General features: G+C 63.3%; 21 protein-coding genes. 5 read left to right on the top strand and 16 right to left on the bottom strand.

Features of this window, described 5'->3' with window-relative positions:
- The first annotated feature begins 25 nt into the window (after positions 1-25).
- Entirely contained in the window at positions 26-1,342 is a 1,317-nt protein-coding gene (locus CQW31_RS13140; protein ID WP_099814652.1) for a lytic murein transglycosylase, read from the top strand.
- A gap of 34 nt (positions 1,343-1,376) precedes the next feature.
- Here CQW31_RS13140 and CQW31_RS13135 read toward each other — a convergent pair whose 3' ends face one another.
- The 13 genes from CQW31_RS13135 to CQW31_RS13075 form a co-directional block, all read right to left on the bottom strand.
- Entirely contained in the window at positions 1,377-2,315 is a 939-nt protein-coding gene (locus CQW31_RS13135; RefSeq protein WP_099814651.1) for an LD-carboxypeptidase, read from the bottom strand.
- 82 nt (positions 2,316-2,397) lie between these two features.
- Positions 2,398-3,414 carry a lipoyl synthase gene (lipA, locus tag CQW31_RS13130; protein ID WP_054886158.1) on the bottom strand — a complete coding sequence of 339 codons (1,017 nt, stop codon included), beginning with the start codon at positions 3,412-3,414 and terminating at the stop codon, positions 2,398-2,400.
- Positions 3,415-3,416: 2 nt separating this feature from the next.
- Positions 3,417-4,064: a lipoyl(octanoyl) transferase LipB gene (lipB, locus tag CQW31_RS13125; protein WP_054886159.1), complete on the bottom strand. Its 648-nt coding sequence runs from the start codon at positions 4,062-4,064 to the stop codon at positions 3,417-3,419.
- Positions 4,064-4,339, bottom strand: a complete 276-nt coding sequence (locus tag CQW31_RS13120; RefSeq protein WP_054886160.1) for a DUF493 domain-containing protein — start codon at positions 4,337-4,339, stop codon at positions 4,064-4,066. The genes lipB and CQW31_RS13120 overlap by 1 nt, the downstream gene beginning before the upstream one ends.
- Before the next feature lie 74 nt (positions 4,340-4,413).
- On the bottom strand, positions 4,414-5,574 hold the full coding sequence (locus CQW31_RS13115; protein ID WP_054886161.1) for a D-alanyl-D-alanine carboxypeptidase family protein: 1,161 nt from the start codon (positions 5,572-5,574) through the stop codon (positions 4,414-4,416).
- Positions 5,575-5,783: 209 nt separating this feature from the next.
- Positions 5,784-6,785: a septal ring lytic transglycosylase RlpA family protein gene (locus tag CQW31_RS13110; RefSeq protein WP_099814650.1), complete on the bottom strand. Its 1,002-nt coding sequence runs from the start codon at positions 6,783-6,785 to the stop codon at positions 5,784-5,786.
- A complete protein-coding gene (mltB, locus tag CQW31_RS13105; protein ID WP_054886190.1) occupies positions 6,785-7,795 on the bottom strand; it encodes a lytic murein transglycosylase B in 1,011 nt (336 codons plus the stop codon). Before mltB ends, CQW31_RS13110 begins: the two co-directional genes overlap by 1 nt.
- Before the next feature lie 17 nt (positions 7,796-7,812).
- The gene (gene rodA / locus CQW31_RS13100) at positions 7,813-8,916 is read right to left on the bottom strand and encodes a rod shape-determining protein RodA (protein ID WP_054886191.1); all 1,104 of its coding nucleotides are present in this window, start codon (positions 8,914-8,916) and stop codon (positions 7,813-7,815) included.
- Positions 8,917-8,954: 38 nt separating this feature from the next.
- Positions 8,955-10,844 (bottom strand): penicillin-binding protein 2, encoded by a 1,890-nt coding sequence (gene mrdA, locus CQW31_RS13095; protein ID WP_054886163.1) that lies wholly within the window; start codon positions 10,842-10,844, stop codon positions 8,955-8,957.
- 16 nt (positions 10,845-10,860) lie between these two features.
- Positions 10,861-11,328 (bottom strand): 23S rRNA (pseudouridine(1915)-N(3))-methyltransferase RlmH, encoded by a 468-nt coding sequence (gene rlmH / locus CQW31_RS13090; RefSeq protein ID WP_008090421.1) that lies wholly within the window; start codon positions 11,326-11,328, stop codon positions 10,861-10,863.
- A gap of 9 nt (positions 11,329-11,337) precedes the next feature.
- Positions 11,338-11,760 carry a ribosome silencing factor gene (gene rsfS / locus CQW31_RS13085; protein WP_099814649.1) on the bottom strand — a complete coding sequence of 141 codons (423 nt, stop codon included), beginning with the start codon at positions 11,758-11,760 and terminating at the stop codon, positions 11,338-11,340.
- 44 nt (positions 11,761-11,804) lie between these two features.
- The gene (gene nadD, locus CQW31_RS13080; protein ID WP_099814648.1) at positions 11,805-12,464 is read right to left on the bottom strand and encodes a nicotinate-nucleotide adenylyltransferase; all 660 of its coding nucleotides are present in this window, start codon (positions 12,462-12,464) and stop codon (positions 11,805-11,807) included.
- 1 nt (position 12,465) lies between these two features.
- Positions 12,466-13,737 (bottom strand): glutamate-5-semialdehyde dehydrogenase, encoded by a 1,272-nt coding sequence (locus tag CQW31_RS13075; RefSeq protein WP_099814647.1) that lies wholly within the window; start codon positions 13,735-13,737, stop codon positions 12,466-12,468.
- Between the two features lie 204 nt (positions 13,738-13,941).
- Between CQW31_RS13075 and CQW31_RS13070 the strand changes: the two genes are divergently transcribed.
- Positions 13,942-14,634 (top strand): DNA-3-methyladenine glycosylase, encoded by a 693-nt coding sequence (locus CQW31_RS13070; RefSeq protein ID WP_054886167.1) that lies wholly within the window; start codon positions 13,942-13,944, stop codon positions 14,632-14,634.
- A gap of 3 nt (positions 14,635-14,637) precedes the next feature.
- A complete protein-coding gene (locus CQW31_RS13065; RefSeq protein WP_054886168.1) occupies positions 14,638-15,954 on the top strand; it encodes a bifunctional DedA family/phosphatase PAP2 family protein in 1,317 nt (438 codons plus the stop codon).
- 110 nt (positions 15,955-16,064) lie between these two features.
- Here the strand turns inward: CQW31_RS13065 and CQW31_RS13060 are convergent, their stop codons facing one another.
- From CQW31_RS13060 to CQW31_RS13050, 3 genes are read right to left on the bottom strand one after another with little or no spacing between them, the layout of a single operon-like run.
- Positions 16,065-16,655, bottom strand: coding sequence for an LON peptidase substrate-binding domain-containing protein (locus CQW31_RS13060; RefSeq protein ID WP_054886169.1), 591 nt, complete (start codon positions 16,653-16,655; stop codon positions 16,065-16,067).
- A 9-nt stretch (positions 16,656-16,664) separates the two neighbouring features.
- Positions 16,665-17,381 carry an LrgB family protein gene (locus tag CQW31_RS13055; RefSeq protein ID WP_054886170.1) on the bottom strand — a complete coding sequence of 239 codons (717 nt, stop codon included), beginning with the start codon at positions 17,379-17,381 and terminating at the stop codon, positions 16,665-16,667.
- 2 nt (positions 17,382-17,383) lie between these two features.
- Entirely contained in the window at positions 17,384-17,743 is a 360-nt protein-coding gene (locus CQW31_RS13050; RefSeq protein ID WP_054886171.1) for a CidA/LrgA family protein, read from the bottom strand.
- Between the two features lie 144 nt (positions 17,744-17,887).
- On the opposite strand from CQW31_RS13050, the gene CQW31_RS13045 reads away from it, so the two are divergent.
- Together CQW31_RS13045 and CQW31_RS13040 are read left to right on the top strand one after the other, a co-directional pair.
- The gene (locus tag CQW31_RS13045) at positions 17,888-18,343 is read left to right on the top strand and encodes a MaoC family dehydratase (protein WP_054886172.1); all 456 of its coding nucleotides are present in this window, start codon (positions 17,888-17,890) and stop codon (positions 18,341-18,343) included.
- Positions 18,344-18,536: 193 nt separating this feature from the next.
- On the top strand, positions 18,537-20,270 hold the full coding sequence (locus CQW31_RS13040) for a C13 family peptidase (RefSeq protein ID WP_099814646.1): 1,734 nt from the start codon (positions 18,537-18,539) through the stop codon (positions 20,268-20,270).
- The last annotated feature ends 7 nt before the right edge of the window (positions 20,271-20,277 follow it).

The raw sequence follows: 20,277 nt of genomic DNA, 5'->3' as shown, positions 1-20,277 counted from the left end.
CTGACCTGCAATTCTGGATCCGTGCATGCTCTTGAGTCTTCTCCCCCGTTGGAATTCCCGCCAGTTACTCGCGGCCTCCAGCTTCATCCTGCTCGTCGCCTGCGCGGAAAAACCCACCGCCGCCGACGCCCTGCCGCTGGCCCCCGCCCAGCCCGCGCCGGCAGTGACCCTGCCCAGCGCCACAGCTGACGTCAGCACTGAAATCCAGCCCCTGCTGTCCTTCGCCGAATGGCAGGCGAACTTCCGCCAGCAGGCCCTCCAGGCCGGCATCGAAGCGAGCACCTTCGACCGAGCATTCCTCGGCGTGACCCCTGACCTCGATGTGATCAAGGCCGACCGCAGCCAGCCCGAATTCACCCGCCCGGTGTGGGAATACCTGGAGGGCGCGCTGTCGCCCCTGCGCGTGCGCAACGGCAAGAAACTGCTGGAACAGAACGCCGAACTGCTGACCCGCATCGAGCAGCGCTATGGCGTCGATCGTCAGGCGCTGGTTGCGGTGTGGGGCATGGAGAGCAACTTTGGCCAGTTCCAGGGCAGCAAGTCGGTGATCCGTTCGCTGGCCACCCTCGCCTATGAAGGGCGCCGCCCTCAGTTCGCTCAGGACCAGCTGATCGCCGCCCTGCAAATCATCCAGCACGGCGATATCCAGCCTGAGGCCATGCGGGGTTCGTGGGCCGGCGCCATGGGCCAGACCCAGTTCATCCCGACCACCTACAACACCCATGCGGTGGATTTCGACGGTGATGGTCGCCGGGATATCTGGAACAGCACGCCAGATGCCTTGGCATCGACTGCGCACTACCTGCAGAGCTCTGGCTGGAAACATGGCCAGCCTTGGGGCTTTGAAGTGCAGGTGCCGGCCGGTTTCGACTACTGGCAAGCCGACGGCTCGCTGCGAAAGCCGGTGTACGAATGGTTGCAGATGGGCGTGAAACTGCCGGCAGGTACCCAGCTGCCAGCGGGCAGCAATCAGCTGTCGGCAGCCCTGCTGCTGCCTGCGGGCGCTCGTGGTCCGGCATTCCTCGTGCTGGACAACTTCCGCGCCATTCTCAAGTACAACAATTCGTCGTCCTACGCGCTGGCAGTGAGCCTGCTCGGTGATCGCTTCTCGGGCTGGGGCTACATCAGCGGCAGCTGGCCGAAAGAAGACCTGCCATTGAGCCGCAGCGAGCGCATGGAGTTGCAAAATCTGCTGAACGCCCGTGGCCATGAAGCCGGGAACCCGGACGGCATCATCGGGGCCAACACCCGCAAGGCGATTCGTAATGCCCAGCAGCAGCTGGGGTGGCCGGCGGATGGCTATCCGACCCACAAGCTGCTTGATAGCCTGCGTCAGCGCTGATGCACCCCGGGGCCGCTTTGCGGCCCCGGCGATTTCAAGCCTTGAACAAATCCTGACCCAGCACCAATGTCTGCTGCTCACTGTCGAGCCTCACCAATGCCCCCAGCGGCAAGCACACATTCGGATCACAATGCCCACTGCGCCACCCGGCCAGCACCGGCACGCCCAGCGGCCCGAACGTCTCCTCCAGCAGCGGCGCCAGCGCTGCCACGGTAATCCCGGCAAAATCCCCCACCAGAACGCCCCGGACGCCCTCCAGCTTGCCCGCCAGGCGCAACTGGGTCAGCAACCGGTCCACCCGATACAGCGGCTCATTGACGTCCTCGATGAACAGGATGCAGCCCTGCGTATCAATCTCCGCTACCGTCCCGAGGGTGGCACCCAGCATCGACAGATTGCCACCCAGCAGGCGCCCGCTGGCGACACCGGGTACCACGCAATTCAAGGCGAACGCGGCCGGATGGACAATTTCATCGCCCTCCCGCAAAAGCCCGCCCAACTGCGCCAGCAACGATGACTCGGTCGGTTGCAGCTTGGCGCCCAACAGGTCGGCATTGAGCATCGCACCGTGAAAGGTGATCAACCCGGTACGCTGGTGAATGGCGGTGTGCAGCGCGGTGATGTCGCTGTAGCCGATCAACGGCTTGGGGTTGCGGCGGATCAGCTCGAAATCGAGCCGATCGAGCAGGCGCATGCTGCCATAACCACCACGCATGCACAGGATCGCATCGACCTGCGGGTCGGCGAAAGCGGCATGCAGATCCTCCAGGCGCTGCTCGTCGCTACCGGCCAGGTAACCCACAGCCTGGGAAACGCCCGGGTAGATCCGGCAACGGCAGCCACGCTCACTGAACCACTGGCCGGCCTTCTGCGCATCCAGACGTGCCGGCCCTGCCGGTGCAACGATGGCAAAGCAGGCATTTTCCGCCAGCGCGGCAGGCAAACGGGACTCTGTGGTTTCAACGCAATTCATCGCAGCTCCTTACGGGACAGCAAAGACAAAAATGCCGATGCCGCCTCTCAGCGTGCATCGGCATGTTCAACGCAAGCCCGGATCAGAGCTTGATCTTGGCTTCGTGCGCCTGCTGGTCGGCATGGTACGACGAACGCACCAACGGGCCGGAAGCGACGTTCTTGAAGCCCATCTTGTAGCCTTCCTCGGCGAACCAGGCGAAGGTGTCCGGGTGGACAAAACGCTGCACCGGCAGGTGGCTGCGCGATGGCTGCAGGTACTGCCCGAGGGTCAACATGTCGATATCGTGCTCACGCATGCGCTGCATCACCTCGATCACCTCCTCGTCGGTCTCGCCCAGGCCGAGCATCAGGCCCGACTTGGTCGGCACGTGCGGGACCATCTGCTTGAACTTTTGCAGCAGGTCCAGCGACCAGTCGTAGTCCGAACCCGGACGCGCGGCCTTGTACAGGCGTGGTACGGTCTCGAGGTTGTGGTTGAACACGTCAGGCGGCGTTTGCGCAGTGATTTCCAGGGCAACGTCCATGCGGCCACGGTAATCGGGCACCAGGGTTTCCAGCTGCACGCCAGGCGACAAGGCGCGGATTTCGCGAATGCAGTCGGCGAAGTGCTGGGCACCGCCGTCTCGCAGGTCGTCGCGGTCCACCGAGGTGATCACCACGTACTTCAGGCGCAGGTCAGCAATGGCAACGGCCAGGTTCTTCGGCTCGTCCAGGTCCAGTGGCTTCGGCCGGCCATGGCCAACGTCGCAGAACGGGCAGCGACGGGTGCAGATGTCGCCCATGATCATGAAGGTCGCGGTGCCACCGGAGAAGCACTCGCCCAGGTTCGGGCAAGACGCCTCTTCGCACACGCTGTGCAGCTTGTGCTTGCGCAGCAGCTGCTTGATGCGGTCGACTTCCGGGGAGACCGGGATGCGCACGCGGATCCAGTCAGGCTTTTTCGGCAGCTCATCGGTGGGGATGATCTTCACCGGGATACGCGCGACCTTTTCGGCGCCACGCAGCTTTACCCCGGCTTCCACTTTTTTCGGCGCTGGGCGCGCGGTGGCATCCTGGGTGGGTATCAGGTTCGGCACGGCTTCTTGCACAGTTGTCATATTCAGTCGATTCCGCCCGTGAGGGTCGTCTGCTCAGCATAGTCGAGGTGCCTGACCAGCTGTCCGCGCAGCCTTGTCCTGACCTCGTCGAGTTCGATCGGACCTGCCAGGTCACGCAGCTGGGTCATGGCCAGCCCCGCATACCCACAGGGGTTGATTCGGCGGAATGGCGCTAGGTCCATGTCCACGTTCAGAGCAAGGCCGTGGAAGGAACGGCCGTTGCGGATTCGCAGGCCGAGGGAGGCGATTTTCGCTCCGTCGACATAGACACCCGGCGCATCGGGCTTGGCCACGGCGTTGACGCCATAGCTGGCCAGCAGGTCGATCAGGGTCTGCTCGATGCGGCTGACCAGGTCGCGCACGCCAAAGCCCAGACGCCGCACGTCCAGCAGCAGGTAGGCCACCAGCTGCCCGGGGCCATGGTAGGTCACCTGGCCGCCGCGGTCGGTCTGCACCACCGGGATGTCTCCAGGAACCAGCAGGTGCTCGGCCTTGCCGGCCTGGCCCTGGGTGAAGACCGCGGGGTGCTCGACCAGCCAGATTTCGTCCTGGCTGTCCGGGCTACGCTGCTCGGTGAAGCGACGCATGGCCTCCAGCACCGGTTCATAGGGCTGCAGGCCAAGTTCGCGAACACCGAGGCAAAGCGACATCAGAGCACCATTTTCACGATGCCGGTGGCACGCAGGGCACTGTTGATGTCATGCAGCTGATTTTCGCTTTCGGCGACGATGTGCAGTTGCACGGTGGTGTACTTGCCTTCCTTGCTCTGGCGCTCGGCCAATGTGGAAAGGTCGACCCTCGCGTGCTTGCTCAGGATCTCGATCACCGTGTCCTTGAAGCCGACTACGGTGTCGCCGATTACCTTGATCGGGTAATCGTCGCAGGGGAATTCGATTTTGTGCGACTTGACGTCAGGTTCGCTCATGGCGGAAACGGCCTCGTAAGCCGTGGCAACAACAACGCCCCCACTGGTTACGCGGGGGCGTGCAGGTCACGTATTCAGTTGAACAACCCGTAGAAGAATAGACGGATGCTATCCCACATACGGCGGAAGAAACCACCTTCCTCGACGCCATCGAGGGCGATCAGGTCGGCGCTGTGAACCACGTTTTCGTCCAGTTTGACTTCCACTTTGCCGATCACGTCACCTTTGGCGATGGGTGCGGTGAGCTGCGGGTTCATGGTCATCGAAGCCACCAGACGTTTAAGCTGGCCTTTAGGCATAGTCATGGTCAGATCTTCGGCCAGGCCAGCCTTGACTTGGCTGGTAGCACCCTTCCAGACCGGAGCCTGGGTCAGCTCGGTGCCCTTCTGGTAGAAGGTCTGGGTTTCGAAGAAGCGGAAACCGTAGGTCAGCAGCTTCTGGGTCTCGGCAGCACGGGCTTGCTCGCTGTTGGTGCCGAACACCACGGCGATCAGGCGCTGGCCGTCACGAACGGCCGAAGCCACCATGCAGTAGCCGGCTTCTTCGGTGTGGCCGGTTTTCAGACCGTCGACGGTCTTGTCACGCCACAGCAGCAGGTTGCGGTTCGGCTGCTTGATGTTGTTCCAGAAGAACTCTTTCTGCGAGTAGATGGCGTAGTGGGCCGGGTCGATATTGATGATCGCGCGGGCCAGCAGGGCCATGTCGTGCGCCGAGGAGTAGTGCTCCGGGTTCGGCAGGCCGGTCGGGTTCATGAAATGGCTGTTGGACATGCCCAGTTCGGCAGCGGTCTTGTTCATCATGTCGGCGAAGGCGTCTTCACTGCCGGCGATGTGCTCGGCCAGGGCAACCGAGGCATCGTTGCCCGACTGGATGATGATGCCGTGCAGCAGGTCGCTCACGGTGACCTGGCTACCGACCTTGATGAACATGCGCGAACCGCCGGTACGCCAGGCGTTCTCGCTGACGGTGACCGGGTCGTTTTCGCCGATCTGGCCGCGACGGATGTCGACGGTGGCGATGTAGGCGGTCATGAGCTTGGTCAGGCTGGCAGGCGGCAGGCGCTCGTCACCGTTGTTCTCGACCAGCACGTTGCCGCTGGACGCGTCCATGAGTACGTAGGACTTGGCTGCCAGTTGCGGTGGCGCCGGCATCATCTGCTCTGCTGCGAAGGCAGCAGGCGTGAGCATCAGCAGTACGGGCAGGCAAAGTCGTTTGGCAAGGTTGGTGATGTTCATCCGTCTCTCGAAAATCGCTAATGGTCTGATGTTCCCTGGGCCACATCGTGTGCCCAGCGCCAGTCAGTCTAGTTTTGGTGGCCTTCGGCCTGGCCCGCGAACTGCGGCTTTATGTCGCTGCGGGCAAAAGCCGATATTGTACATGTCCGGGCCCGGCAATTCATGACAAAACCGACAGTTTGTGGAGGCCCGGGCCCCCACATGAACGGTCAGTCAGCGGTGACCAGCTTGGCCTGGCCAAGATTCGCCAGGCGAATGCTGTCCTGTGCCTGCTGGATCTCGCCCTGGCTGCCGAACGGCCCCAGGCGCACGCGGTGCAGGGTTTGCTGGTTGCGCACGATGGAGCTGATGAACACCGGCGCGCTGACCATGGTGCTGAGCTTGGAGCGCAGCAGTTCGGCAGCATCCGGGTTGGCGAAGGCACCTACCTGCAGGACATTGCCAGCCGCGCCGGCTGGCACGTTGCCGCCGCCCACCTGCACCGGCACCACCGGCGCCGCGTGCTGCTGCGGTGGCGGGGTCCACTGCTCGACCCGCCCGGTACTGGCCGGAATCGCCTGGGTCTGCGCGACCTGCGGTTCTTTCAGCATCAGTGGCGGCTTCTGGCCCTTCTGTGCCCACCACTGCTGCGGGTCGATACCCTCGACCCGTACGTGCGCGGTGCCAATCTCGGCGTAGCCGAGTTTCTTCGCCGCTGCATAGGACAGGTCGATGATCCGATCGGAATAGAACGGGCCACGGTCGTTCACCCGCAGGATCACACTACGACCGTTGGCCAGGTTGGTCACCCGGACATAGGCCGGCAGCGGCAGGGTCTTGTGCGCCGCGCTCATGCCGTACAGGTCGTACAGTTCTCCGTTGGCAGTGTTCTGGCCGTGGAACTTGGTGCCATACCACGATGCAGTGCCCTCGGCGCGGTAGTTGCGCGCGTCCTGCATCGGGTAGTAGGTCTTGCCCAGCACGGTATACGGGTTGGCCTTGTAGGCACCGGTATGCACGGTCGGGGTGGCATCAGGGATCTTGTTGACATCCACATCCCACCACGGCGCACCGTCCTTGTGGGCACGGTTGATATCCAGGCCAGGCTGCGAACGGACGACATTGCCACTGCCCTGGGAGGTCGGGCGGCTGGAGGAACAGCTGACCAGCAATATGCCGACGGTCATGCAGGTCAGCAGCTTGAAGGTATTGGCAGAGATGATTGCGCGCATTACTTGACGCCCCGTACTTGGACCAGCTGTTCCGCAAGCTGATGCACCGCCATGGCATACATCACGCTGCGGTTGTAGCGAGTGATCGCGTAGAAGTTCTTCAGGCCCATCCAGTACTCGGGGCCGTTTTCGCCTTCCAGGCGCAAAGCCGTCACCGGCAGATCATCGCGCAGCGCATCATGGCTCGACCAGCCCAACGCCCGCAACTCCCCGACCGTCTTGACCGGCTCGATGCCCGTGGTGACGCCTTCGTCGACCCGCGTACCACTGACCCGAGCGCGGCTGACCACGCCTTCGCCGGCCACCCAGCCATGGCGCTTGAAGTAGCTGGCCACGCTGCCGATGGCATCGTCGGGGTTGTTCCAGATGTTGATGTGACCGTCGCCGTCGAAGTCCACTGCGTAGTTGCGGAAGCTGCTCGGCATGAACTGCGGCAAGCCCATCGCGCCGGCGTAGGAACCCTTGAGGTTGAGCGGGTCGATCTGTTCGTCGCGGGCCAGCAGCAGGAACTCGCGCAGCTCCTTGCGGAAGAATTCGGCTCGCGGCGGGTAGTCGAAGGCCAGGGTGGACAAGGCATCGATCACTCGGTAGTTGCCGGTGTTGCGGCCAAAGAAGGTCTCCACCCCGATGATCGCGACGATGTATTGCGCCGGCACACCATAAGTTTGCTCGGCCCGGGCCAGCACCGCCTCGTGCTGACGCCAGAAGTCCACACCCCGGGCAATGCGCGCGTCGGTGATGAACATTGGCCGGTATTCCTTCCACGGCTTGACCCGTTCGGCCGGGCGCGAGATGGCGTCGAGAATCGACTGCTTGCGCTGCACCTCGCGGAACACACCGTTCAATTGCTCGGGAGCAAACCCGTAGTCGCGGCTCATCTGGAGAACGAACTCGGTCACCTGCGGGGAGCCGTCGTAGTCACCGGCATGGGCCAGCTGTACAGCGCCGAACAGGCCCACCGCGCCGATCCACGGCGCACAACGGGCAGCCCAGTTACGCACTGCTTGCATGAAATTGTTCACCTTATTCAAACTTGCGCGATCCATTTGCGGTGCGTGTGGATCGACATCAGAACGCCAAACGCTGACAGCAGCGTCACCAACGAAGTTCCGCCATAGCTGATGAAGGGCAGCGGCACCCCCACCACGGGCAACAGGCCGCTGACCATACCGATATTGACGAACACATAGACAAAGAAGGTCATGGTCAGGCTGCCTGCCAGCAACTTGCCGAACAGGGTCTGCGCCTGAGCGGTGATCATCAGCCCGCGGCCGATCAGCAGCAGGTAGACGATCAGCAGCAGGCAGATGCCGACCAGGCCGAACTCCTCGCCAAGCACCGCGATGATGAAGTCGGTGTGGCTTTCCGGCAGGAAGTCCAGGTGCGACTGGGTACCCAGTAGCCAACCCTTGCCGAACACACCACCAGAACCGATGGCAGCCTTCGACTGGATGATGTTCCAGCCGGTACCCAGCGGATCGCTTTCAGGGTCGAGGAATGTCAGTACGCGCTGCTTCTGGTAGTCGTGCATCACGAAGAACCACATCGCCACCGCTACCGGTACCGTCGCTGCAAGTACGCTGAGGATCCAGCGCCAGCGCAGCCCACCCATGAACAGCACGAATGCGCCGGAGGCAAGAATCAGTAACGCCGTGCCCAGGTCAGGCTGACGGACAATAAGAATGAACGGCACGCCAATCAACACCAGGCTTATTGCCACGTGTTTCAGGTGCGGCGGCAACGTGCGCTTGGACAGGTACCAGGCGATGGTCGCCGGCATGATGATCTTGAGGAATTCCGAGGGCTGGAAACGGATCACCCCGGGGATGTTGATCCAGCGCGTGGCACCCATGGCGTTGTGGCCCATGACATCGACCACCACCAGCAGGCACACCCCTACCAGATACGCCAGTGGCACCCAGCGGGCCATGAAGCGCGGCTCAAGCTGGGCGATGACGAACATCGAGACCAGGCCGATACCGAACGAGGTGGCCTGCTTGAGCAGCAGGTCCCAGTTCTTGCCACTGGCCGAATAGAGGACGAACAGGCTGCCGGCAGCGAGGGTCAGCAGGATGATCAGCAAGGGGCCGTCGATGTGGATGCGCTGCAGGAAGCTGGCGCGTCGACGCATCACGTCCTCGCTGGAGAGCATGCGATCGAAATTGTTCTTCACTGGGCCGTTTCCTGGGCGACGGTGGCAGGCGCGAATTCGCTTTTCAGCCGGCCGCTCTCGTCGAGCAGCCAGGCGTCCATGATCTGCCGCACCACGGGCGCGGCAACGCCGGAGCCGGACTCACCGTTCTCGACCATCACCGAGACCACGATCCTGGGATCGTCGGCCGGGGCAAAGGCCACGAACAGGGCGTGGTCGCGGTGGCGCTCCTGGAGTTTGTTGCGGTCGTACTTCTCGCCCTGCTTGATCGCCACCACCTGGGCGGTACCGCTCTTGCCGGCGATGCGGTACTGGGCGCCGGTCGCCGCCTTGCGCGCGGTGCCGCGGGCGTTGTGCATCACCTGCTCCATGCCGTGGGTGACCTTGGCCCAATCGGACTTGTCGCGCAGGACGATGTCTTCCATCGGGTTAGGGTCCACCGGCGGCTGGCCTTCGATGGTCTTGGCCAGGTGTGGACGGTTCCACACGCCCTTGTTGGCGATCAATGCAGTGGCCTGGGCCAATTGCAGCGGCGTGGCCTGCATGTAGCCCTGGCCAATGCCGAGAATCAGCGTTTCACCCGGGAACCAGGCCTGGCGGCGGGTGGCGCGCTTCCATTCGCGCGACGGCATCAGCCCGGGCGATTCCTCGAACATGTCGAGGGCGACCTTCTGGCCGATGCCGAACTTGTTCATGTAGCTGGACAGCCGATCGATACCCATCTTGTGGGCAAGGTCGTAGAAGTAGGTGTCGTTGGAGCGCATGATCGCGGTGTCCAGGTCGACCCAGCCGTCACCGGTGCGGTTCCAGTTACGGTACTTGTGATCGTAGTTGGGCAACTGGTAGTAGCCCGGGTCGAACACCCGGCTGCTGGCGTTGACCACCCCACTGTCGAGGCCAGCAATGGCCACTGCCGGCTTGATGGTCGAACCCGGCGGATACAGGCCGCGCAAAACGCGGTTGAACAGGGGCCGGTCGATCGAGTCGCGCAGTTCGGCGTAGGCCTTGAAGCTGATGCCAGTGACGAACAGGTTGGGGTCGAAGCTCGGCTGGCTGACCATCGCCAGCACCTCGCCGGTACGCGGGTCGAGCGCCACCACCGCGCCGCGCCGGCCACCCAGGGCGGCCTCCGCAGCTTCCTGCAGCTTGATGTCGAGGCTCAGCACGATGTCCTTGCCCGGCTTCGGATCGGTGCGCTTGAGCACCCGCAGCACACGGCCCCGGGCGTTGGTCTCGACTTCCTCGTAACCGACCTGGCCGTGCAGCTCGGGCTCGTAGAAGCGCTCGATGCCGGTCTTGCCGATATGGTGAGTGCCGCTGTAGTTGACCGGGTCGAGGGTTTTCAGCTCTTTTTCGTTGATCCGCCCGACATAACCGACCGAATGAGCGAAATGCGCGCCCTGTGGGTAATGGCGCACCAGCTGGGCGACGACCTCGACGCCAGGCAGGCGGAACTGGTTGACCGCCACGCGGGCGATCTGCTCTTCGTTGAGTTCGAACAGGATCGGCACCGGCTCGAACGGCCGACGCCCCTGCTTCATGCGCTTTTCGAACAGCGCCCGGTCATCCGCCGTCAGGTCCAACACTTCGACGATGGTATCCAGCACTTCCTGCCAGTTCCCCGCACGTTCACGTGTCATCGACAGGCTGAAACTGGGCCGGTTGTCGGCGACGATCACCCCGTTGCGGTCGAAGATCAACCCGCGCGTCGGCGGAATCGGCTGCACATGCACCCGGTTGTTTTCCGAAAGCGTCGAGTGATAGTCGTACTGGATGATCTGCAGGTAATACAGCCGCGCGACCAACACGCAAATGAGCAGCATGACCGCCACCGCGCCGACAACGACGCGGTTGCGCACCAGGCGGGCGTCTTTCTCATGGTCCTTGAGACGGATCGGCTGCGACATCGGACTGCTTACAGGCTCATTTGTGGTAAGGGTGCCCGGACAATACCGTCCAGGCGCGGTAGATCTGCTCGCCGATGAGTATCCTTACCAACGGGTGCGGCAGGGTCAACGGCGACAGCGACCAGCGCTGCTCGGCGCGTGCGCAGACCTCAGGCGCCAGCCCCTCCGGACCGCCCACCATCAAATTCACCGTGCGCGAGTCCAGGCGCCAGCGGTCCAGCTCGGTCGCCAGCTGCTCGGTACTCCAGGGCTTGCCATGGACCTCGAGGGTGACGATGCGTTCCCCAGGCTGAACCTTGCTCAGCATGGCCTCGCCCTCCTGACGGATCAGGCGGGCGACGTCGGCATTCTTGCCACGGGTGTTCAGCGGGATTTCCACCAGCTCGAGCGACAGCTCCTGGGGCAGGCGCTTGGCATATTCATGCCAGCCTTCCTCGACCCACTTGGGCATACGCGAGCCGACCGCGATCAGACGCAGACGCACGACGCTTCCTTATTCCCGGTCTTTCAGTTTTTCGGTGAAGAAGTCGCTGGCGTTTTCCGGGCTGTGGTGCTTGGCATCGGCGGCACGGCTCTGCTCGGCGCCCATCCACAGGCGCTCCAGGTCGTAGAACTGGCGGGCAGCGGCGGTCATCATGTGCACGATGACGTCGTTCAGGTCCAGCAGTACCCAGTCGCTGTCGCCCTTGCCTTCTTCACCCAGCGGCTGTGCGCCCTTGGCCTTGACCGCTTCACGGACCTTTTCCAGCATCGCGTTGATCTGACGGTTGGAAGTACCGGTGGCAATGATCATGTAGTCAGTCAGGCTGTGCTTTTCGCGCACGTCGATGACCTGGATGTCCTGGGCCTTGACGTCTTCCAGGGCGCTGATGGTCAGCATGACCAGTTCTTCGCCATTGATTTTCTGCTTGCTCATAAAAAACTCTTCAACTCGTTTGGATGAGGCGCCCTGGGGCACCGTCAGTGAGGGGCACGATACAGTTCGTGCGCCTCGATGTAGGCCAGTACGGCGTCCGGCACCAGGAACCTCACCGATTTGCCGCTGGCCAGCAGCTGTCGGATCTGTGTAGCCGACACCGCGAGCGGCGTCTGCCAGACGAACGAAATATTCCCCGCCGGGCCGGACATGGCGGTGGGATCGCTCTCCGAGCGCGCAGCCAGCAGGTTGCGCAACTCGTCAGGGGGTTCAACGTCGGCATCCGGGCGTTGCAGCACCAGGATGTGACAGTGCTGCAACAGTTCTTCCCAGCGGTGCCAGGTGGGCAGGCCGCAAAAGGCATCCCAGCCCAGTACCAGGAACAGCTGGTCGTCGATGCCCAGCTCGGCGCGGATCGACTCCAGCGTGTCGATGGTGTACGACGGTTTGTCGCGCTCCAGCTCGCGGGCATCGACACTCAGGCAATCGACGCCCTGCACCGCTTCACGGACCATGGCCAGGCGATCCTGCGCCGCCACCTGCGGGGTATCGCGGTGTGGCGGTCGGGCATTGGGCAACAGGCGCAGCTCATCGAGCGCCATGAACTCGGCCACTTCCAGCGCGCTGCGCAGGTGGCCGATGTGCACGGGGTCGAAGGTACCGCCAAGAATGCCGATGCGCCGGACTGCCTGGGCCTTGCTCAACTCAGCAGGACTCCTGGCCGCGCAGTTGGCCGTCACCGATCACCACGTACTTCTCGCAGGTCAGGCCTTCCAGGCCGACCGGGCCGCGGGCATGCAGCTTGTCGGTGGAAATGCCGATTTCCGCGCCCAGGCCGTACTCGAAGCCATCGGCGAAGCAGGTCGGGGTATTGAGCATCACCGATGCCGAATCGACCTCGGCCATGAACTGGCGGGCCTGGCCTTGGTGTTCGGTAATGATCGAGTCGGTGTGGTGCGAGCCATACTGGTTGATGTGCTCGATGGCCTGGTCCAGGCCGTCGACGACGCGGATCGACAGGATCGCGTCGAGGTACTCGGTGTGCCAGTCGTCTTCAGTGGCCGGCGTGGCCTCGATCAACCCACGGGTACGCTCGCAGCCAAGCAGTTCGACGCCCTTCTCCTGGAAGCGGCGGGCCATTTCCGGCAGGAAGCCTTCGGCCACGCACTGGTCGACCAGCAGGGTTTCCATCGCACCACAGATGCCGTAGCGGTAGGTCTTGGCGTTGAATGCCACGCGCCAGGCCTTGTCCAGGTCGGCGTGCTCGGCCACATAGACGTGGCAGATACCGTCCAGGTGCTTGATGACCGGCACCCGGGCATCGCGACTGATGCGCTCGATCAGGCCACGGCCACCGCGCGGCACGATGACGTCGACGAACTCGGGCATGCTGATCAGCGCGCCAACGGCTTCGCGATCGGTGGTCTCGACCACCTGCACCACGGCAGCCGGCAAGCCGGCCGCAGCCAGGCCACGCTGGATGCAGGTGGCGATGGCACGGTTGGAGTGGATGGCCTCGGAACCGCCACGAAGGATGGTGGCGTTGCCCGATTTCAGGCACAGGCTGGCGGCATCGATGGTCACGTTCGGGCGCGACTCGTAGATGATCCCGATCACCCCCAGCGGCACGCGCATCTTGCCGACCTGAATGCCCGACGGGCGGTAGCTCATGTCGCGGATGGCGCCGACCGGGTCTGGCAGGCTTGCCACTTGGCGCAGGCCAGTGATCATGCCGTCGATACGCGCCGGTGTCAGCGCCAGGCGGTCAAGCAGCGCCGCTTCCAGGCCATTGGCACGGCCGGCGGCCAGGTCCTGTTCGTTGGCTGCGGCAAGCTCGGCGCGCGCAGCATCCAGCGCATCGGCGGCGGCCTGCAGGGCGCGGTTCTTCTGCGCGGTGCTGGCACGTGCGATGACGCGGGAAGCCTGGCGTGCGGCGCGACCCAGGCGGGTCATGTAGTCAAGAACGGACTCAGTCATCGGTTCGGTGTCTTGGCGAAGGGGAAATCGGCTGATTATAACTGCCGCGCAGGTATACGCCCAGCGGCGGGTGGCGGATGGTCGAAAATGGCTCGGTAGAATCCATAGGAAAGATGTAACCGCGCTTATCGAACTGTCCCGGTTCAGCCTCGATTAAGCTATTCATTGCTATCATCCCCGCCTTTACTGCCACGAACCGCCAGCATGCCAGCCTCAGCCCCCTGCCCTGCACGCGCCCTCCCCGACAGCTTCTTCGACCGCGACGCCCAGACCTTGGCCAAGGCGTTGCTGGGCAAAGTCATCCGTCATCGCCAAGGCGACCTGTGGCTGGCCGCGCGGATCATCGAGACCGAGGCCTACTACCTGACCGACAAAGGCAGCCACGCGTCGCTCGGCTACACCGAAAAACGCAAGGCGCTGTTCCTCGACGGCGGGCACATCTACATGTATTACGCCCGCGGCGGCGACTCGCTCAACTTCAGTGCCCAGGGCCCAGGCAATGCCGTGCTGATCAAGTCCGCCTATCCCTGGGTCGACGCCGTCTCCGATGCCAACAGCCTGGCGCAGATGCAACTGAACAACCCCGACGCCAGCGGCAACCTGCGCCCACCTGAGCGCCTGTGCGCCGGGCAGACCCTGTTGTGCAAGGCCATGGGCCTGAAAGTGCCGCACTGGGACGCACAACGGTTCGACCCCGAGCGCCTGTACGTCGAAGACTGCGGCATCGCCGTGCCAAGGGTGATCCAGACGGCACGGTTGGGCATTCCCCACGGGCGCGACGAGCACCTGCCGTACCGCTTCGTCGATGCCGAATACGCCCGTTTCTGCACCCGGAACCCGCTGCGCCGGGGCCAAGTCGAAGGGCAAGACTTTTTCACCATCAAACAAGGAAGCTGAAACATGGGCCAATGGCTCGACAGCCTGACCGGCTGGCTCAGCGCCAACCCCCAGTGGCTTGGCCTGGCGATTTTTTTGGTGGCGTGCGTTGAGTGCCTGGCCATTGCCGGCATCATCGTGCCGGGCACGGTACTGCTGTTTGCCGTTGCCGTGCTGGCCGGCAGTGGTGCATTCAGCCTGGGTGAAACCCTGCTGCTGGGGTTCCTCGGCGGCCTGCTCGGTGACGCTCTGTCATACACCGTCGGCAAGTACTTCCACCAGAACATCCGCCGCCTGCCGCTGCTGCGCCATCACCCCGAATGGATCGGCAGCGCCGAGGCCTACTTCCAGCGCTACGGCATCGCCAGCCTGCTGGTCGGCCGCTTCATCGGCCCGCTGCGGCCGATGCTGCCAATGGTGGCCGGGATGTTCGATATGCCGCTGCCGCGCTTCATCGCCGTCAGCCTGGTGGCGGGTGCCGGTTGGTCGGTGGCCTATCTGCTGCCCGGCTGGGCCACCGGTGCGGCCATGCGCCTCCCCTTGCCAGAAGGTTTCTGGCTGGATGCCGGCATCATCGCCGGGACCCTGGCGGTACTGATCGGCCTGAGCCTGAACAGCAGCCTGCGCGATCAGCGTCATGGTACCCGGCTGATCGCCGGCCTCAGCTTCATCGCACTGACGGCGGTGTTTCTTGGCTGGCCCTACCTGCAGGCCTTCGATCAGGGCGTGATGACGCTGGTGCAGGAGCACCGTAGCAAAGCCATTGACGGCACCGTGGTGCTGGTGACCCGGTTGGGCGACTTCAAGACCCAGTTTTTCCTGGGAGGTTTGCTGACCGGCTTGCTGCTCCTGGCGCGTCAGTGGCGCCATGCCCTGTTCGCGGGCGGTACGCTGATGGGCACGGCGCTGGCCAATGGCACGCTCAAATGGCTGTTCGCCCGTGCCCGCCCGGAAGTACTGAGCGACCCTTTGACCAGCTACAGCATGCCCAGCGGGCACAGTTCGGCATCGTTCGCATTCTTCCTGACCCTGGCGGTGCTGGCAGGGCGCGGCATGCCGCCGCGCATGCGCCTGACCTGGGTGATGCTGGGCTGCATCCCGGCGCTGGCGATTGCCTTGTCGCGGGTGTACCTGGGTGCCCATTGGCCGACCGACATCATGGCCGGTGCCCTGCTGGCCTGTTGCGTGTGCGCCCTGAGCCTGACCCTGGTGCAGCATCGGCAGCCGCTGACGGCACTGCCGCAAAAAGTCTGGTGGCTGGTGCTGCCGGCGTGTATCGCGCTGCTGGCGTTCTTTGCCATGCATGCGTTGCCCCACGCCCTGCTGCGTTACCAGTATTGATGTTGCCTGCACCGGCCTCTTCGCGGCTAAAGCCGCTCCCACAGGGATCGCACATTACCTGTAGGAGCGGCTTTAGCCGCGAAGAGGCCGGTACAGGCAACTGAGCTCAATCAGGCGAACAACTCACCCTGGATGCGCTCCAGCAGCTTCTGGATCTCTTCCAGCCGCTGCGCCGGCGAGTCGATCGCCAGCAAGTCCAGCTTGTCCTCTTCCATGAACGGCAACAGGTAAGCCAGTTGGTTGGCCAGGGCCTGGCGCCCGTCGACGTCCCGCGGCATGTCCAGCGCCTCGACCATCGGATGCTCGCCCAGGGCCACCAACAGCGCCAGCAAGTCATCGTCGTGATCGGTGAGCGGGCTGTCCGGCTGCTCCGCCAGCCAATGCACCTCGCCGACCAGCAATTGATCCTTCTGCACTTCGGTCTGGCTCAACTCGAAGCGCCGTACACCTTCCACGCGAATACCCAGCAAGCCGTTGTCCTGCTGGACGAAGTCACGAATCATGGCCTCGCAACCGATCGAAGCCACCACCGGCGGCGCCTTGCCGACCTGCTCGCCTTCAACGATGCACACCACGCCAAAGCCAGTGCCCTGCTTCATGCAGCGGCCAATCATGTCCAGGTAGCGCGCCTCGAAGATCTGCAGATCCAGCAGGCAACCGGGAAACAACACGGTATTGAGGGGAAACAGCGGTAGCGTCATCACAACTCCTCAAGCCACCAGGCTGACCGCCAACGGCAGGAACACCGCCGTGGCCACCCCCATCAGGCTCATCGCCAGCGCGGCAAAAGCGCCGCACTCGTCACTTTCCTGCAAGGCCACCGAAGTGCCCACGGCATGAGCCGTCACACCTAGCGACATGCCACGCGCCTCCGGGCTGTGCACACCCAGACGGGTCAGCAGTGCGGGGCCGAAGATTGCCCCGATCACCCCGGTAATCAACACGAACACGGCTGCCAGCGCCGCCACGCCACCAATCTGTTCCGCCACCAGCATGGCGATCGGCGAAGTGACCGATTTCGGCGCCATGGTCATCAGGATCATGTGTTCGGCACCGAACCACCACCCCAGCAGCAAGCAGCAGACCGTGGCGAACAGGCCTCCGATTACCAGCGTAGTAAAAGTCGGCCAGAACAGCTGCCGGATGCGCCGAAGGTTGAGATAGAGCGGCACCGCCAGGGCCACGGTGGCGGGACCGAGGAGGATGTTCATGATTTCGGTACTTTTGCGGTATTCGCCGTAGCTGATGCCGCAGGTCAGCAGCACGCCGATCACCAGCAGCATCGACACCAATACCGGTTGCAGGAACAGCCAGCGGGTCTTTTCGTAGGCAGCCAGCACTATCTGGTACGCGCCCAACGTGATCCCGATACCGAACAAGGGATGGTGGATGACCGCGTCGAGCGCGCCCTGCCAATCAAAGATCATGGCTACTCCTCGTGCTTGCCGTGTTGGCGGTCGATTAGCTTCTGCATCAGCAGGCCGACGAACACCAGGGTGACCAGGCAGGAAATCAGCAACGCACCGGCAATCGCCCAGAAGTCTGCGGCAATGTCCTTGGCGTAGACCATCACCCCCACCGCCGGTGGCACCAGCAGCAATGGCAGGTAACGTAGCAGGCTACCGGCGGCCTCGCTCAGCGGCTTGCCGACCTCGCCGCGAGCCATGAGGAAAAACAGCAGCAGCAACAGGCCGATGATCGGGCCCGGCAGAATCGGCACACACAAGTGATTGAGCGCCGTACCCAGCAGCTGAAACAGCACCAGCCAGGTCAAACCACGCAACAGCATAAGGATCTCCTTCAGGCACGCCGCGTCATTATAAGCACGCGTTACGTATAAGCCGATATTCGCCGAAATGCGGGCTTCTTGACTGAAACTGTTCGCCGTGCTGATCTTGCACTTTCGTACCAAATGACAACCTGGAGAGTCGCGATGCCCTATGTACCGGTAAATGAGCTATCGCAGTACGTTGGAAAGGAGCTGGGACGTTCCGACTGGCTGAAGATCGACCAGCAGCGCATCAACCTGTTCGCTGAAGCCACCGGCGATTTCCAGTTCATCCATGTCGACCCGGAAAAGGCGGCAAAAACCCCGTTCGGCACCACCATCGCGCATGGTTTTCTGACCTTGTCGCTGATCCCCATGCTGATGATGGACATCCTGGTACTGCCTGAGGGGTTGAAGATGGTGGTCAATTATGGACTCGACAGCGTGCGTTTCATCCAGCCGGTAAAGGTCGACAGCAAGGTTCGACTGAAGGTGGACCTGGGTGAGGTGACCGAGAAGAAGCCGGGGCAGTGGCTGCTCAAGGCGACCGCTACCCTGGAGATCGAAGGCGAAGAGAAGCCGGCCTATATCGCTGAACCCCTCTCGCTCTGCTTCGTCTGAACCGGCCGCTTCGCGGCGGTTCGACGGCTCGGTGAACCCGCTTGCACAGGATCGCCACACGGCCAGGCCTTGTGCCGTACCTGTCGGAGCGGGTTCACCCGCGAACAATCCAACCCTGCTTTCGATTGGATCACAGATACCTGCGCCCCGTATTCTGCGGCATACTCGGCAGACCTTTTGCCCGGATTCCGCCATGCGTCCACTGCTCCCCCTCGCACTGACCCTGATGCTCGCAGCCTGTGGCGATGGTGAATCATTGTCCCCGCCTGACGCGCGCCTGCCCGACGGTGGCCGCTACCGTGGGCAGGTGGTCGATGGGTTGCTGCAGGGCGAGGGACGCATCGACTACCCCAACGGCAGCTGGTACGCCGGCAGCTTCAAGGACGGCCAGTGGCACGGCCAGGGCGAGTGGCACGGCAGCAATGGCGAGATCTACCGAGGCCAGTTCGACAAGGGACTGTTCCACGGGCTGGGCGACCTGACCACCCCCGGCAGCCACTATGCCGGCACCTTCAGCCACGGCCGACGTGACGGTGAAGGTACGCTCAAACAGGCCGACCTGACCTACCGCGGCCAATTCAAGGATGACCAGTACGAAGGCGCAGGCGAACTGGAAATGGCCGACGGCAGCCGCTACCAAGGCCTGTTCGCCAGAGGCAAACCCAATGGCGCCGGCGTGCGCAGCGATGCCAGCGGCAACCAGTTCAGCGGCCGCTTCGTCGATGGCCAGTTGCAGGGCAGCGGCACCTACGACAGTGTCGATGGCGAGCAATACATCGGCGAGTTCAAGGACAACCGCCTGGAGGGCCGTGGCCGCTACGAGAACGCCGACGGCGACGTCTGGATAGGCGAGTTCAAGGACGGTTCGCTGACCGGCGAAGGCGAATTGCTCGGCAGCGACGGCAGCCACTACAAAGGCACCTTCGTCGACTGGCACCTGTCTGGCCAAGGCAGTCTGCAGTTGCCGGATGGCAGCAAGTACGTCGGCGGTTTCGACAACGACGCCTACCAGGGCCACGGCAAGCTGACGCTGGCCAGCGGCCAGGTCGAAAGCGGCTTCTGGGTCAATGGTGTGCGCGTACGTGACCAGAAAGGCAAGCTTCTGCCCGACCCGCTGGACCTGGCCCTGCTCAATCAGGGCCGCCTGCTCGATGAAGCGCTGGCGCGGGTACCGCGCTCGGCGCCGCCCGTCCAGCTGTACAGCCTGGTAGTGGCCGGTGATGGTCAGCAGAGCGTGTTCCTGCGCGAAGCCGACTATGTCAGTAATATGCTCAATGTGCGTTTCGGTGCCCGTGGCCAGGTCACCTTGGTCAACCACCGCGACCAGATGACCACCCGCCCCATGGCCACCCGCGAGAACCTCAGCCGCGCCGCCCGTACCCTGGCCGAACGCAGCGGCCCGGAAGACCTGATCTTCATCTACCTGACCAGCCACGGCAGCCAGGACCACCAACTGGTGCTCGACCAACCGCGCCTGCAGCTGGCCGACCTGTCCGCCGACGAATTGGCCAGCGCCCTGGCCCCGCTCAAGGACCGCGACAAGATCATTGTCATCTCCGCCTGTTATTCAGGTGGCTATATCCCCCCGCTCAAGGATGACCGCACGCTGATCATGACGGCCGCCCGTGCCGACCGGGTGTCGTTCGGGTGCTCGGAAGAAGCTGACTTCACCTACTTCGGCGATGCCTTGTTCGCCGAGGCCTTGAACCAGACCGATGACCTGAAACAAGCGTTTGAACTGGCGCGCGCCAGTGTTGCCGAACGAGAACGGAGGGAAGGTTTCGAGGCCTCCGAACCCCAGATCTGGGCGCCGACCGCAGTACTGGCACACTGGCAGCAACTGCGTAAGCACCAAGCCGAGGAAGCCTTGCGTAATGCGGCACAGGCCAAGCCGGAGGAACAGGCAAAAACGCCTGCCAGCCGCTAAGCTTGTG

Origin of the sequence: Pseudomonas sp. 382 (assembly GCF_002759075.1) — a bacterium.
Taxonomy (GTDB): Bacteria; Pseudomonadota; Gammaproteobacteria; order Pseudomonadales; family Pseudomonadaceae; genus Aquipseudomonas; species Aquipseudomonas vlassakiae.
The sequence above is the reverse complement of the archived record's forward strand: the minus strand, read 5'-3'. Positions and strand labels throughout refer to the sequence as shown.

Coding starts and splice junctions, on each gene's coding strand:
- rsfS (WP_099814649.1), bottom strand. CDS start 11,760: ATGAGCAAGCAGAAAATCAATGGCGAAGAACTGGTCATGCTGACCATC.
- mltB (WP_054886190.1), bottom strand. CDS start 7,795: ATGCAAGCAGTGCGTAACTGGGCTGCCCGTTGTGCGCCGTGGATCGGC.
- CQW31_RS13140 (WP_099814652.1), top strand. CDS start 26: ATGCTCTTGAGTCTTCTCCCCCGTTGGAATTCCCGCCAGTTACTCGCG.
- CQW31_RS13045 (WP_054886172.1), top strand. CDS start 17,888: ATGCCCTATGTACCGGTAAATGAGCTATCGCAGTACGTTGGAAAGGAG.
- CQW31_RS13060 (WP_054886169.1), bottom strand. CDS start 16,655: ATGACGCTACCGCTGTTTCCCCTCAATACCGTGTTGTTTCCCGGTTGC.
- CQW31_RS13070 (WP_054886167.1), top strand. CDS start 13,942: ATGCCAGCCTCAGCCCCCTGCCCTGCACGCGCCCTCCCCGACAGCTTC.
- lipA (WP_054886158.1), bottom strand. CDS start 3,414: ATGACAACTGTGCAAGAAGCCGTGCCGAACCTGATACCCACCCAGGAT.
- CQW31_RS13050 (WP_054886171.1), bottom strand. CDS start 17,743: ATGCTGTTGCGTGGTTTGACCTGGCTGGTGCTGTTTCAGCTGCTGGGT.
- CQW31_RS13075 (WP_099814647.1), bottom strand. CDS start 13,737: ATGACTGAGTCCGTTCTTGACTACATGACCCGCCTGGGTCGCGCCGCA.
- CQW31_RS13055 (WP_054886170.1), bottom strand. CDS start 17,381: ATGATCTTTGATTGGCAGGGCGCGCTCGACGCGGTCATCCACCATCCC.
- lipB (WP_054886159.1), bottom strand. CDS start 4,064: ATGTCGCTTTGCCTCGGTGTTCGCGAACTTGGCCTGCAGCCCTATGAA.
- CQW31_RS13135 (WP_099814651.1), bottom strand. CDS start 2,315: ATGAATTGCGTTGAAACCACAGAGTCCCGTTTGCCTGCCGCGCTGGCG.
- CQW31_RS13040 (WP_099814646.1), top strand. CDS start 18,537: ATGCGTCCACTGCTCCCCCTCGCACTGACCCTGATGCTCGCAGCCTGT.
- mrdA (WP_054886163.1), bottom strand. CDS start 10,844: ATGTCGCAGCCGATCCGTCTCAAGGACCATGAGAAAGACGCCCGCCTG.
- CQW31_RS13065 (WP_054886168.1), top strand. CDS start 14,638: ATGGGCCAATGGCTCGACAGCCTGACCGGCTGGCTCAGCGCCAACCCC.
- CQW31_RS13110 (WP_099814650.1), bottom strand. CDS start 6,785: ATGCGCGCAATCATCTCTGCCAATACCTTCAAGCTGCTGACCTGCATG.
- CQW31_RS13115 (WP_054886161.1), bottom strand. CDS start 5,574: ATGAACATCACCAACCTTGCCAAACGACTTTGCCTGCCCGTACTGCTG.
- rodA (WP_054886191.1), bottom strand. CDS start 8,916: ATGCGTCGACGCGCCAGCTTCCTGCAGCGCATCCACATCGACGGCCCC.
- CQW31_RS13120 (WP_054886160.1), bottom strand. CDS start 4,339: ATGAGCGAACCTGACGTCAAGTCGCACAAAATCGAATTCCCCTGCGAC.